This window comes from Enterococcus raffinosus, from assembly GCF_019175485.1.
GTDB lineage: Bacteria > Bacillota > Bacilli > Lactobacillales > Enterococcaceae > Enterococcus_A > Enterococcus_A raffinosus.
In genome coordinates this window covers 565,223-579,085 of sequence record NZ_CP072888.1, presented here as the reverse complement: position 1 = coordinate 579,085, position 13,863 = coordinate 565,223, and the positions used below count along the sequence as shown (strand labels likewise).

16 protein-coding genes are annotated in these 13,863 nt (G+C 39.8%); 3 read left to right on the top strand and 13 right to left on the bottom strand.

Features of this window, described 5'->3' with window-relative positions; genetic code table 11:
* Nucleotides 1–150 precede the first annotated feature (150 nt).
* The 3 genes from J9537_RS02830 to J9537_RS02820 are packed head-to-tail and all read left to right on the top strand — an operon-like array spanning nt 151 to nt 1,004.
* Complete coding sequence (locus J9537_RS02830) at nt 151–411, top strand: metal-sensitive transcriptional regulator (RefSeq protein ID WP_010746854.1); 261 nt, start codon at nt 151–153, stop codon at nt 409–411.
* A gap of 9 nt (nt 412–420) precedes the next feature.
* Nucleotides 421–735, top strand: a complete 315-nt coding sequence (locus tag J9537_RS02825; protein WP_218256674.1) for a DsrE family protein — start codon at nt 421–423, stop codon at nt 733–735.
* 59 nt (nt 736–794) lie between these two features.
* The gene (locus J9537_RS02820) at nt 795–1,004 is read left to right on the top strand and encodes a hypothetical protein (protein ID WP_218256673.1); all 210 of its coding nucleotides are present in this window, start codon (nt 795–797) and stop codon (nt 1,002–1,004) included.
* Between the two features lie 69 nt (nt 1,005–1,073).
* Here the strand turns inward: J9537_RS02820 and J9537_RS02815 are convergent, their stop codons facing one another.
* From J9537_RS02815 to J9537_RS02755, 13 genes are all read right to left on the bottom strand, one after another.
* Nucleotides 1,074–1,388, bottom strand: a complete 315-nt coding sequence (locus J9537_RS02815) for a PTS lactose/cellobiose transporter subunit IIA (RefSeq protein WP_218256672.1) — start codon at nt 1,386–1,388, stop codon at nt 1,074–1,076.
* Between the two features lie 24 nt (nt 1,389–1,412).
* Complete coding sequence (locus tag J9537_RS02810; RefSeq protein ID WP_218257313.1) at nt 1,413–1,733, bottom strand: PTS sugar transporter subunit IIB; 321 nt, start codon at nt 1,731–1,733, stop codon at nt 1,413–1,415.
* Nucleotides 1,734–1,746: 13 nt separating this feature from the next.
* Nucleotides 1,747–3,177, bottom strand: coding sequence for a 6-phospho-beta-glucosidase (locus J9537_RS02805; protein WP_218256671.1), 1,431 nt, complete (start codon nt 3,175–3,177; stop codon nt 1,747–1,749).
* Nucleotides 3,178–3,204: 27 nt separating this feature from the next.
* Complete coding sequence (locus J9537_RS02800) at nt 3,205–4,560, bottom strand: PTS sugar transporter subunit IIC (protein ID WP_218256670.1); 1,356 nt, start codon at nt 4,558–4,560, stop codon at nt 3,205–3,207.
* A gap of 201 nt (nt 4,561–4,761) precedes the next feature.
* On the bottom strand, nt 4,762–5,520 hold the full coding sequence (locus tag J9537_RS02795) for a MurR/RpiR family transcriptional regulator (protein ID WP_218256669.1): 759 nt from the start codon (nt 5,518–5,520) through the stop codon (nt 4,762–4,764).
* Nucleotides 5,521–5,650: 130 nt separating this feature from the next.
* Nucleotides 5,651–6,727: a hypothetical protein gene (locus J9537_RS02790; protein WP_218256668.1), complete on the bottom strand. Its 1,077-nt coding sequence runs from the start codon at nt 6,725–6,727 to the stop codon at nt 5,651–5,653.
* 20 nt (nt 6,728–6,747) lie between these two features.
* A complete protein-coding gene (locus J9537_RS02785) occupies nt 6,748–7,014 on the bottom strand; it encodes an rRNA processing protein (protein ID WP_218256667.1) in 267 nt (88 codons plus the stop codon).
* Between the two features lie 97 nt (nt 7,015–7,111).
* Nucleotides 7,112–8,761, bottom strand: coding sequence for a hypothetical protein (locus J9537_RS02780; protein ID WP_218256666.1), 1,650 nt, complete (start codon nt 8,759–8,761; stop codon nt 7,112–7,114).
* A gap of 192 nt (nt 8,762–8,953) precedes the next feature.
* Nucleotides 8,954–10,153, bottom strand: a complete 1,200-nt coding sequence (locus tag J9537_RS02775) for an MFS transporter (protein WP_218256665.1) — start codon at nt 10,151–10,153, stop codon at nt 8,954–8,956.
* Nucleotides 10,154–10,327: 174 nt separating this feature from the next.
* Nucleotides 10,328–10,984 (bottom strand): methionine ABC transporter permease, encoded by a 657-nt coding sequence (locus J9537_RS02770; protein ID WP_218256664.1) that lies wholly within the window; start codon nt 10,982–10,984, stop codon nt 10,328–10,330.
* Entirely contained in the window at nt 10,977–11,951 is a 975-nt protein-coding gene (locus tag J9537_RS02765) for a methionine ABC transporter ATP-binding protein (RefSeq protein WP_218256663.1), read from the bottom strand. Before J9537_RS02765 ends, J9537_RS02770 begins: the two co-directional genes overlap by 8 nt.
* A gap of 11 nt (nt 11,952–11,962) precedes the next feature.
* On the bottom strand, nt 11,963–12,763 hold the full coding sequence (locus J9537_RS02760; RefSeq protein WP_218256662.1) for a DUF169 domain-containing protein: 801 nt from the start codon (nt 12,761–12,763) through the stop codon (nt 11,963–11,965).
* The gene (locus J9537_RS02755; protein ID WP_218256661.1) at nt 12,756–13,568 is read right to left on the bottom strand and encodes a MetQ/NlpA family ABC transporter substrate-binding protein; all 813 of its coding nucleotides are present in this window, start codon (nt 13,566–13,568) and stop codon (nt 12,756–12,758) included. The genes J9537_RS02760 and J9537_RS02755 overlap by 8 nt, the downstream gene beginning before the upstream one ends.
* Between the last annotated feature and the right edge of the window lie 295 nt (nt 13,569–13,863).

Below are 13,863 nucleotides of genomic sequence, written 5' to 3'. Positions count from 1 at the left end.
ATACCTCACAGGGTATTTTTATCATAAAAAATCTAATCCTGTCAATCATCTTGATTGATTCATTTTCTTGATAAAAGCTATCCACTTGACGAGACATACCCTCTCTAGGTATATTCTTTGTAAGATCATTCTTAAAGGAAGTGCATATAGATGGAAATCGAAGAAAAAAAAATCCTTAATCGGTTGAAACGAACAGAAGGACAAATTCGCGGCGTACAAAAAATGATTGAGGAGAAAAAGGAATGTATCGACGTCATTACCCAATTAAGTGCCGTACGCTCTAGCATTGATCGTGTGATGGGAATGATCGTCGCTGAAAATTTGAAAAACTGCTTTGAAAATCCTGATAAAAATCCAGAGGAACAAGCACAAAAACTAGAACAAGCAATAAATATGATAATTAAGAAATAAGGTGTAATAATGAACGTTGTTTTTCATATTGATGAAATAGAAAAATGGACAGAAACTGCTAATAATGTTAAAAACCTGTTGAAAGAACCTAAAAAAATAGCTATTATTGTTTTAATTAACGGAAAGGCGATTGAAGGGTACCTTGATCCTAAAAATCAATCGTTCATCGCTACAGAAGGGATAACCTTTCATGCCTGCAATAATGCGATGAGAGCTTACAAGATCACAAAAGAACAGTTACCAAAGAATGTTGTCGTCGTGCCTTCAGGTGTTTTGGATCTGATCGAACTACAGTCAGAAGGTTACGCCTACATTAAGCCGTAAAAGCATTCATTAGGGAACTGTTTTTGAGAAGGTGAAACTGCTCATGGGAAGGGAGTAGGATGTTGAACACAATCGAAAATATCAACAAAAAAATGCATGTCACTGGTAGTCTGATCAATCTGAAAACCATCCAAGAGAATTTTGAGAAAATTAACTCTAGGGATATTCACTCTGAAGAAGAACGAAAAGAGATCATGGATTTTTTAAACACCATTGAATCAGAGATCAGTTCTATAGAAGAAAAAATAGCTTTTATTCGGCAGATGTAACTCGAAATTTTTTTACTACTCAAAAAAATCCCCTTCCATGATTTAAGGAGAATCATGGAAGGGGATTTCTTATGCACTTATTTTTCGATAAACATCAATGATCTCTTTTGCTAAATCGGTAAAAGCGATAGAGGTCATCAGATGATCTTGGCTGTGAACAGTCAATAAATTCAAATCAAGCTGCTCTCCTTGTGCTTCTTTTGTTAGCAGCCCTGTCTGTGAATGATGTGCCTCGACCAGTGATTCTTCCGCTTGCTTGATTTTCTCATCAGCTAAATCAAAGGCTCCGCCCTTTGCTTCTTGGATTGCTTCCATTGCATTGCTTTTAGCGTTGCCGCCATGGACGATCAGCCCCATCACCGCTTCTAGATTTTCTTCTTGCATGTCATCTTCCTCCATTTAAGTAGATTAGGCATTGATCATTGCAACAGCTTGACTTAGTACATTTTCACCGTTCATCATACCGTAATCCGTCATATTGATAACGTCGACAGGAATTCCCAAAGGTGCCAATTTTTCCTCAAATTGTTTTTGCATAAAGCGGACTTGTGGTCCTAATAAAACTGTGTCAATCTCGCGCTCCTGTAATTTATTTGTCGCATCCGCTGCTGCGATCGCGAAAATATCAACGTCTAAGCCTTGTGATTCTGCCGCTTTTTGCATTTTTGTTACTAGCATACTAGTGCTCATTCCAGCGTTACAAATTAACATAATTGTTTTTTCACTCATCATTGCCTTCCTCCTACAATGTTTCGCCATTGCTGGCGATCACTTCTTGGAACCAATGGAAAGAATCTTTTTTACTGCGATCCAATGTTCCTTCGCCCTCGTTATTCTTATCTACATAGATGAAGCCATAGCGTTTTTTCATTTCACCTGTTCCGGCAGATACTAAATCAATAAAGCCCCATGGCGTATACCCCATTAGGTCGATACCATCATAAATCACCGCTTCTTGCATGGCTTCGATATGTTCACGTAAGTAATCAATTCGATACTCGTCATGAATTTCCCCATCTTCTGCAATTTCATCAACTGCTCCGAAACCATTTTCTACAATAAATAAAGGGAGTTCATAGCGATCATTGAACCAGTTCATAGCATAACGTAAGCCAGTTGGGTCAATCTGCCAGCCCCATTCAGAGGCTTTTACATACGGATTTTCCACCAAGTCATTCGCTTCATCATAATCATAGGCTGGTCCCTTATCGTGATCTTTGATGGCAAACGACATATAGTAACTAAAACCGATGTAGTCAACAGTCCCTTTTGTTAATTGCTCTTCGTCCTCTAGAGTGATATCCAACTCAAACTGCTTCCGTTTGAAGTAAGCCTTCATATAGCTTGGATAGCGTCCTTTGCAATGAACATCCGTGAACCAATAGCGACGCTGCATTGCTACCGTTGCCGACATCATATCTGATGGACTGCAGGAATACGGATAAATAGGAACCATAGCAATCATACAGCCAATGTCAAATTTAGGATTGATTTTATGACCAATTTCGATAGCTTTAGCACTTGCAACCAGTTCATAGTGTGCAGCTTGGTACATGATTTTCTCGCGATCATCCCCTGACTCAAACTTCAACCCAGAGTTGGTAAAAGGTGCAAAATCCTCCTTATAATTTGCTTGATTGTTGATTTCATTAAAAGTCATCCAATACTTGACTTTATCTTTATAGCGTGTGAAGCATACTTCCGCAAAACGTGCGAAGAACTCAATCATTTTTCGATTTCTCCAACCGCCATACTCAGTCACTAGGTGATAAGGCATTTCAAAGTGTGACAAAGTAATGACCGGCTCAATATTATACTTTAAGCATTCATCAAAAAGATCATCATAAAACTGTAAGCCCGCTTCATTCGGCTCCGCATCATCTCCATTCGGAAAAATACGAGTCCAGGCAATTGATGTACGAAAACATTTTAAGCCAAGTTCTGCAAACAGCTTCACGTCCTCTTTATAACGTCCGTAGAAATCGATGGCTTCATGATTTGGATAATTCTCACCTTCTAAAACACCCTCAGTGATTCGACGGGGAACGCCATGTGCACCGACTGTCATAACATCCGCTACGCTGATCCCCTTTCCGCCATCTTGCCAACCACCTTCTAATTGATGGGCGGCAACTGCGCCGCCCCATAAAAAATTCTCTTTAAAAATACTCATGTGTCTCCCTCTTCATTTCCTTATTGGTTAAACTGTTGCCTGACCTTCTGCCTTTTCGTTCCCTTTTGCTAAATCTTTTTCGATCTGCTCCACACTTTCACCTTGTTCTTGCAGATAGTTTAATGAATCCACTTTACGAACGAATGGTAGGTAGATGAAGAATCCTACAACTAAAACAACTGCCTGTAGCAAAGCCGTTCTCCAGCCGCCAACTAAGAAGCCTGAAATGATTGGTGGAGTCGTCCACGGCACTTGTACCGCCGTAAACAATGGAACAAGTCCTGTGTAAAGTGAGAAATATGTGATTACACCTGAAACCATAGGTGTCAAAATGAATGGTAAAGCCATAATCGGATTCATCACAACAGGAGTAGCAAATAGAATTGGTTCATTAATATTGAAGAATGCCGGTAACAAAGCTAATCTTCCTAATTGCTTAAACTGAGCGGAACGAGCAAATACCACCATGAACATCACAATCCCAATTGTCATCCCTGCACCGGTTACCGTCATAAATTGATCTAAAAATTGTTGTGTAACGATGTGACCGCCGTTAGCGATGGTTAACTCTTTACCAGAATTCAAAATTGCCGTGTTTTCTAAAGAATTTGCTGTCAAAATCGGTCCCATGATCCCTCCGACTAAAGTAGACCCATGAACACCGAAGAACCATAAGAATGGTACTAGGAAACCAAGCATCATGGCCCCACCAAATGTATCTGTAACCCCTTGCATTGGTGTTTGGATTAACTCATAGATTGCTTCTACAACCGTCGTATTGAATACTTTATCAAAGATGACATAGACAACTAATGCCACTGTCGTGATTACCGCCGCTGGAATCAACGCAGTAAATGAATTCGCTACGTTTGCTGGTACTTGTTCTGGTAATTTGATACGTATATCCCGTTTTAAGAACCAAGAGTAGGACCAACCAACGAATAACCCAACTATGATGGCACTGATCATCCCTTGGCCACCAGTCCAAGTTTTGTCGATAACATTGGTTACAACTGCATTCGTTTCTGCATTTGTCGCGCTTGAATGCTGTGTTAGTAAAAAGATAACCAATGCGATCATTCCTGCTGGCAATCCTTCAAAGCCTTCTTCTTTTACATACGAGTTCGCAATACCCATTACGGCAAAAATTGACATAATTCCAAATGACGCGCCGAAAGCTTCGTTAAAATAAACATCTAAGCCACTACTAGCCACCCATTCAGAAACGGCAGGAATCGGGAAGTTCGCTAAAAGTAAGAATACAGAACCTACAATGGTAAATGGCATAGTATATAGCATCCCGTTACGAAGAGCAGTAATAGCTTTTGTATTTACAAATTTTAAAATCGGGGGCAATAATTTCTCATTAATAAAGTTATTCATAAATGATTCTCCTCAAATAATATTTTTAACACAGCGATGGCCATTCGCATTTTGTATCCGTTTACAGTTTTATCATAAGGGATGGCTCCCACGATTGGAATACTTCTGGAACACCTAGAAACATGTTCCAATAAAAAAAACAACTTCGATAATTGATAAAAAAATGTCCAGCAAAAAAACTAATGCAAAAGGCTGTGTTTACTAGTCTTTCGCATTAGTTTCTCGCTGATACGCTTGATGAGCCAAAATTTCCAAAAGCGCGATAACCGGAACCTGTGTGGTCAAATTAATAAATTCTTCTGTCGGATCAGGCCCGGTTACTTCAGGCATGTAGTAGGAAATATTGAAATCAGCCAGTTGCGCAATCGTCGAATGTTGATCATTCGTAATACTCAATATCTTTGCTCCATAGCGCTTGAAATTTTCAATCTGTTTAATGATTTCGACGGTTTCTCCCGAAACGGATAAGGCTATTACTAAGGTCGTGTCTACCCCTCTCGTTGGAACAGGGATAAACGGATCCGTGATGGCATACGCGTTAAACAGTAGATTAGAAAAATAGCGCGCTCCATAGGTCCCTAATGTTCCGCTTGTTCCAATTCCTGAAAAAACTAAATGCTTACTAGCAAGAATTAAATCAATCGCCGGATCAATGACTGTATGATAACTTTCATTGTTCACCTTTTTCAAAAAAGCATCCACATGGACATTTGCATCATAAAAGGCTTCGAAAGATTGTCCATTCTTTGATAAATTTTCTTTCAAAGAATATTTGAATTCTGTATAGCCTGAATAGCCCAGCTTATTTAAACAGCGCAAAATAGTAGAAGTAGAAACATGACAGTTATCGGAAAGATCTCGAATCGTCATTTCTCCTACGCGCTCTATATTTTCAACAATAAAAGTATAAACAATCAGTTCTAACTCGTTTAGATCCTTTACCTTTTGTGAATCAAACATCTGATCCCAGCTCCTAATAGTAACGTTTTCTTTACAACTATTATCCCATAAAATCCTTTAATTACACAGCTTATTAAACACTTTCTTGCAAGTAAAAAAATAAAAGAATCCGATTACTCGTCGAATTCTTTTATCTCTTTTGCTTTCGCTGAATCGCTTTTCGGATACCTATTCGATAAACTTTGGGGATTGCTAAGAAAAAATTCTGGGTGAATTGATACCGCTGATATTTCTCAATGACAAAGTTGATCAATTCCACCTCTCCATATTTTTTTTGATGAAAAAGCTTAAAGCTGCGAATTTTTCGTGAGGCTTTATTAGGTTCTTTCAACGCGACCAAAAAGGACAAGAGATCATCAAAGTAGCGTGCTTTGGCTTCTTTATAGGTCTCTGTTCCATATCGCTCCAAATGAATGAAGTCTGTTAATTTCTTACCCCAATACTTTTTTTCAAGGTATATCGGTGTTTGGATATCCTGCTGAAAATCTTCCAAATACGCTTCAAAAATAGCTTTGTCCGCGATAAAATTCTGTTCCAGTCCCTCGAAGGCTTCTCGATCGACTTGATTGATTTCTGTCACGACACTTAGATAATCTCCGATGAACAACGGCATTTGGGCTTCACGAAAATGGACGACCCGTTCGGCTAATTTCTGATTAAGAGATAACGGATGACGCAGCGTGGCATTCCGATAGTAAGCAAAAACATATCGCTGCCATAGGTCTTCTGGAAATGTAATTTCCCGATCTACCAGCCAAAGCAATTCATCCAAAGCTAAATCGACATGGGCGACGCCTTTTTTTATTTCCTCTGCTACTTGCTGAGAAATGCCTAAGTGATCCTTAAAATGCTGAATTCCCAAACGAATCTCTTGTTGTTTGCTCTTTGATTCAATGACAAATTGATATTTCAATGGGCGGCCACAGGCACATTTTAACTGGCTGTGAACACCTCGTTCATATTCATCATCAATATTCAAGGCAACAAATTCCCAATCCGAGGTTTGCAAATAATGCTTTTGTAAAAACAATGAACGAACCTCGTATTTTCTTTGCTGATGAACTAGGGCTTGCTGCGCTGGTGTCAGCTTTTCGAATAATGCTTTCCGTTTGGCTCCTGAGTAGGTCACGTGACACTCTGTTGGATAGTCGCTCAACCCGTAATTTTGCGGATACCAATGGTCATAAATCTTTAAATACTTATCCATGGAATGAACTCTTTCACCACTTATTTCTTAGGATCAAATTTTTCTTCGATCTCTTTAACGATTTTTTTTACTTCTTCTTTTAAAGAAGTATGAGGTTCTTCTTCCTCTACCGCATTAGAGCCAGAGCGGGCGATTTCTTTAGGTTCGCCAGAATTACTGCCAGCTAGTGCTTCTTGCTTATCTTCTGTTTCGCTAGAATTGGTTCCAGCTAACGCAACATCCTCTTCCGTTTTTGGTGCCATAGAACCACGTAAGCGACGGTCTTTTTCATTGTTATAGTTTGTCATGATCATTTGCTCCTTACTCAATTGAAATGTAATAAGAAAAACCAATAGTGCCAGTTCTTTTTTGTATTTTACCCGATTGTCCATAAGAATACCAAAGTTATCCTGTTTTCATGAAGAAGCGATACCCACACCAGGCGGCTGTCGCAAACCAACTGAGCCCGCAAAGTGCAAGTATGATCGTTACATACTCTGGCGGATCATAACGCAGATAGACTACATTTCCCCCAGCCTTTTGCTTGATCGTTGGCACGCCAATATTAGAAAGTGCACTAGGCGTAATTTCTTGACCCTCTTCAACTAATTTTGAATTTTGATAAAGAATTACGGGCAATTGGACGTCTCCTGCCCTCTCCGCCTCCCAAGAAATCTCTAACTGATTATGGGCCGCTGTCTTAGAAAATTTCGCTTGATTCGCTAGAATTTGTTTCTCATAACTAGCATATTTATTTTTTGTATCCTCGTGATAAATTGGTAAATAATCGGGACTAGATTTTTCAACTAGCTTCAAGGCCTTTTGCATGTCCTTATCATAAAAACTTTGTCTCGCCTCCTTTTCAGAGCCTCGAACAAAGGTATGTTTGCTAGTTAAGGTCTGCTGTCCCCATTGATTTAACTCATGAGTGAGAATTTGCAAATTCTCTCCGATGCTAATCAAACTAAACACTAACAAGATCATCGGCAAAAAATGCTTGTCTGCCACATCGTTGATTAATGAAGCAAAAAAGAACAGAAACAATATTGTAAAGGGCGCAAAAAAGCGAAATGGGAACTGGATCAATGATATAAACGGTACATTATGCGCAACGAGCCAGTCCCAAGGAATCAAACTTGTTGAAAGCAGTAAAAAGAGACCACTAAAAATCAACAACTGCTTGGTAAAACGCGACACCCTGTACCAATAGATTAGGCAAAGAATAAAGCCCACAATCAAGATCAATCGTAAAATTCTAGGATACTCTAGCCAATAAGCACCGCCTAAATCAATAGCCTTCTCACTCATTTCCGAGTTGGTGAAGGGCATCTTTAATTGATCTCCAGTATTAATCAAGAGTAAGCTGATCCAAACATTGATCGACAAACAGCCATATAGCCCCATAGCCTTCATTAATTGAATAATAGCCGTTCCCCAGCGTTTTCGTGCATAGGAAATAAAAAATGGAAAATAGATTAATCCTAACATTACAGCTGTCAACATATGGATTTGGGTCATTAAAGCCATACTTACAGCGATCTTAACCACAGGAAAATGACGATTTTTTAAATCTACTAATGGGATTAAACACAACGGTAATAGACTGGTCCCCCAACTGGTGAATCCTTGATTGAGCACCCAGTAATTAATGCTATACGTTGTCATAAAAATAATTGCGGAAAACAACGCTGTATTTTCTCTAATTTTTCCATAGGTCAACAGCTTAAACAATGAGCAGCCTGCTAGTAAAGATACCAAGAAATTCGATAATACCTGATAACGAAACCAGCTGCCTGCCAGTAAAACAAGTCCTCCTTGGAAATAAGCAAATAATGGTCCATATACAGCATTAACAATTCGTCCAGATTGCTGAAAACCAAAAATCGAAATAAAATAGCTGAAATTCTCTGTTTTTAGTTGCTCTGCGGTCTCATAAAAACGATTATAATGAAACAGCGCATCTGCTCCTAAGATCATTTTGTGTGTCCAAAGTTGTGGGACCACAAATAATCCTGCAATCACAAAAATAATCAGATAGTAGTGATAACGTTTCATAATCGACCTCCTCGTTCATAGAAAGGAACTTTTTTGTTCGCTATCCATTCGCTTGACTTCAAGAATAGCTCCGTGTTCAAACAGCCTAACGAATGAAATTATCGATTATTACAAACTTTACTCTATCCTATTTAAAAAAATAAACGAAATAAAACGCCTATTTTCAAAATGAAAATAGACGTTTTTTAAAATTTATTTTTCTACTGCCAGCCAAACAATCAAAGTCCCGGCAATCGAAATCATCGTTCCAATCAAAAGCATGGCGGAAACAGATAAAAAGCTGAGCATCTGACCACCAACAAATGCACCTATAATGCCGCCCATCGTATTTGCAGTCGCCATCAAGGTCTGGCCTTTGACCAAATCCTTTTGCGGAATAATTTGGTTGGTATAATAGACCGATGCCATCGTATGCATCGCAAAGCCGACCATTTGCAGGCTCTGAGCCACGTTAATTAGAAAAATACTGCCAGCAAATAAGATTAATAGCGCTTTGACTGAGAAAAAGAAGGCCGCGACGCGCATTAATGAATGAATCTTGAACCGACGTAACAACCAAGAAAAGAAGAACATCGTCGGAAGCTCACTTAGCGCCGCAACCGATAAGGAAGAACCAACATTAGCTTCGGTTCCACCTAATGGATGCAAGATTTGAAACATATAGCTGTTGGTAATAGTATGAAAGACAAACAGTAACGAAACACCGGCCAATAGAACGATAAAGCGTTTGTATTTTTTTATAAATTCCAGCAAGCCAATCGGTTCTTCTAAATGATCCTCCTCATGATGCTCCGGGATCAATGACTCCGAATACGTTCCACCATGCCTGCGCGTATCGATTAGTAAAGTCATCAGTGCAAAAAAGAGAAAAAAGCCAATCAATAAATACAAAATAACTGTTGAAGAAAATCGTTCAATCAAGACCCCTGTCACAGCAGATGCAGCCGCAAACGCTAACGATCCAAGTCCCCGTGCGACACCAAAATTAAGATTGTAGCCGCGACTAATAAAAAAAGTTCCGATAGCAATCGTCAGTGGTTGTAACAGTACCAGACACGCATACAGTAAAATGTAAATCAGTGCTACTATTAAAAAAACTTTCGGCACTACCAGCAAAATTCCAGAAAACAGTACAAGTAATAGTGCCATTCCCGCTGCCAACTGCGATAAACGAATCCGAATCATCCGATCAGCAAAAGAGGCCAAGAACGGTTGGACGATCGCGGCGAATAGATTCGCTAGTGACAAGACCAGTCCAATCTGACTATTAGTAAAATCACGAGACAGTAGAAAAACAGAAGTGAATGTACTGAGGACTGAATACCCCATCCAGTAGGGAACCTGCATGCTAATATACTGCAGATTCAGTTTGACTTGATGTGTCTTTTCCATACGACCTCCTCAAAAAATATCGTTCACTCATTATACCTGATATAAATGTTGAAATCAGACGAATTTTAGAAAATTGCTTCAAGAAATAAGAAGGAATTTCCGAAAATTACTTTTGGGACACCGTTTATTCGGAAATAGGAGGTGTGACAATCCTTTTGTCACACCTCCTTCATCTCAATTTTTCGCTTTCTTATAGCAGAAACTGCCGATCCATTGAACAATCTGGACAAAAATAACCAGCAATACAACCGTGCTATACATAATGGTGTTATCAAAGTTTTGATACCCATAGGTAATAGCTACCGCACCTAACCCGCCGGCGCCGACTGTTCCAGCCATTGCCGTGTAACCCAAGACCGAGATAATCGCCAGGGTCAAACTTGATATCATGCTGGGAAAAGCTTCAACCAGCATGACCTTGAAGATAATCTGCATGTGTGTGGCGCCGATCGACTTCGCCGCGTCTAAAGTATAGGGATTAATCTCCAACAAATTATTTTCAAACAACCGCGCCACATAAGGAGTCATCGCAAAGGTTAAGGGGACGATTGCTGCTGATGTTCCAATCGTCGTTCCCACCAATGAACGAGTGAACGGCATCAGTGCAACCATCAAAATAATAAATGGAAAGGACCGAATGATATTCACAACAAAATCCAGCAAGCGATATACCTTTAAATTAGGTGACAGTCCTTTCTTATTCGTGATCACTAAAACAACTGCCAAGGCAAAGCCGACGATTGTCGCAATCAACGACGAGACCATCACCATAATTAAGGTGCTGACTAAATTAGGCAGCAGCACTTGGGTAATTAACACGGAATTACTCACTGAACCTCACCTCCTGATAAAGAAAGTGATCTTGATCCGCAAGTTTCAGTAGCTTCTCACTATCTGCATCTGGTACTGATACGAATAACGTAGTCAAAGTCCCTTCCTTAAATTGTTCTGTTGTTGCCTTTAACAAATGGGGTGCTTCTATCCCTGCTTGACGCCACAAAGCCAGAATATCCTTTTCTAACTTTGTCACAATTTTTACTATGCGATGTCCGATTTTTCGCTCACTAAAGTTGATTGGTGATTCTCCTGTGATTGTTTGCAGAACGTTAGAATTATTAAGAAAAACCTGCTGAACAGTATCTTCTTCAACAATTTTTCCTTTTTTCAAAATGGCGACACGGTCACAAATCTTCTTTACCACTTCCATTTGATGGGTTACCACCACAATCGTTAGCCCCATCTTTTGGTTCAATTTTAAAAGTAAATCCAAAATACCATTTGTAATGTTGGGATCCAACGCCGAGGTCGCCTCATCACAGAGGAGAATCTCAGGATTCATCGTCAAAGCTCTAGCAATCGCTGCACGCTGTTTTTGCCCACCAGATAACTGCCGAGGCTTCATATGCGCCTTATCAGCAATCCCCACTTCTGTCAGGAGTTCTTCCACGCGTGCTTTGATTGTTTCTTTAGAGTAACCACTGCATTCCAATGGCAAAGCAACATTCTTATAAATCGTTTTTTGTTCGATCAAAGAATTCCCTTGAAAGATCATCCCGATTTTTTTCTTCATTTCACGTAATTGCTTTTCCGATAGCTTCTCTAGTGCTTGTGTACCGATCCTGATGCTGCCGGATTCACTTTGCTCCAATCCGTTGATACAACGCAACAATGTTGATTTTCCCGCACCGCTGGCGCCTAAGGTTCCCATAATAGTCCCAGACGGTATCGTCAATGAAATATCTTCTAAGATCGTTTGCTCGCCGTACCTTTTATTTATCTGATCGATGACTATCTCCATCTGCTTCACACCTATCGTTTCACGCCCTGATAAGCGCCTCTAAAATAATTGTCTCGTTTCCGCACATCGTAAAAATCCGGGACCTCATCCTCTGCGATTTTTTTGATGATTTTACGTTTTTTCTCCAATAACTCCATGGGGTTCAATGTTTCCTCTAAACCCTCGATCATCGTTTCGAACACCTCATAAGGAAGACCGACACAAAGTTCTTCATCTTTCCAGCGTGCGACATACCGCGTTCCAGAGCACATCATTGAAAGATTGATCAGACCTGTCTCGTAAGGATAGGATGTCCCTTCCTGACAGATCGCCTGCATTCCGGTCATCTTGATGTTTTTCGCTTGTCCATTAAAATACGCATTCCCCTGCAAGATCCGCATCGCATTAAACGGTGTCGTAATAACCAAAATAACGTCAGGAGCGCTTTTCCATGCCTCAATAGGCTCTACCGCAACTCCATAAGACGGTTCGCTGCAATAAACCATGTCATCCGCAATTTCCTTGCTCACCTCAATATCCTTATAGACTCCCATCTTGGCATGCTTTCGTCCACTAGCACTGTATTCATCATTTTCAATCAATCCTAAAGCTACCGCAGAAGCTGGACAACCGAAATTATCAATCGACAGTTTCACACTGATCCCTTCTGTTGCCTGCTGAACCGCTCGACAATAGGGAACCAATTTCTTTGTTACAGGTGCTTCATAGGCTTCGAAAGCTTCTTTTGTTCGCAAAAAGCTGATCCCGACAACGTTGCGTTCCAGATCCAACAAATAATTTAATCGACGGTCGAGTTCATGGTATTTACTCATAGAAAGTAAACACTCCCTTGAAATGATCATTAATCCCTTTTTTACTTTCTTTTGTCGTGAAAGAGTTATTGATTGCTTTCGCCCAATCCGTATCCTTATTCTTCTCTTTTACAATCAAGCTGATTGGAAAATCCTTCGCATGTTGGTCACGGATCAGATAATCCTTATAATCTTCACCTGAATTAAACATAAAAGTAAAGAAACAAGTCGCTGCGTCTAAGTCCTCTAAGCTACGAACCGTCTGAGCCTGTTCAATCTCCACGAACTTGAAGTTTTTTGGATTATCAACAATGTCCAATGCTGTATACCCCGATTTCTTCTCTTTGCTTAATTTGATTAAACCAGCATCTTGCATCATTAATAAAGAATTGTCTCTATTCATAGCATCATTCATGATTGCGATCTGCGCCCCATCAGGCAACTCATCGATTTTATCGTATTTAGATGAGTACAAGCCAATCCCCGTATAGTAAACGTGAGGCGTCATCATTGCTAACTCGCCGCCTTTTTGTTCATTGAAAGATTTCATAAAGGGCTCATGCTGAGCGAATGATGCGTCTACATTGCCATCCTGAACAGCTTGTAAAGCCTCAATATTATTCGAAAAGACAACAAATTCCGGTGTATAGCCTTCTGCCTCCATAGATTCCTTCGCTGCTTTCAATGAATTCTCTGATACTTGATTGCAGGCAATCTTAATATCCTTCTTCTCCTCTTTTTCCGTCGCGGCTTCCTTTTTTGATCCGCAAGCACCCAATACAAAAATTGCTGCTAACATAGCTAAAATTACTTTTGCCTTTTTCATTATGATTCTCCTCATCGTTTTTTTGTGTTAAAGCCCCATTCATGTGTTTGAGCGCACAAAAAAGAAACATACAATTCTGTATGCTCCCCCGATCCATAGAAAAGAAACATGTTTCTCACACGCTAAAGAAAGGAGGGGTTTTCTGTTTACTCATTGACTTAGAAACTCTAAGTCCACCGTTCACTCAAACTCACAGCTGATACATAAACAAAACTTCCACCTCCTAAAAATTAAAAGCGTTATCATTAAGAGTATAATCGAAAGAGAAATACTTCACAATAACTCTTCAAAAAAA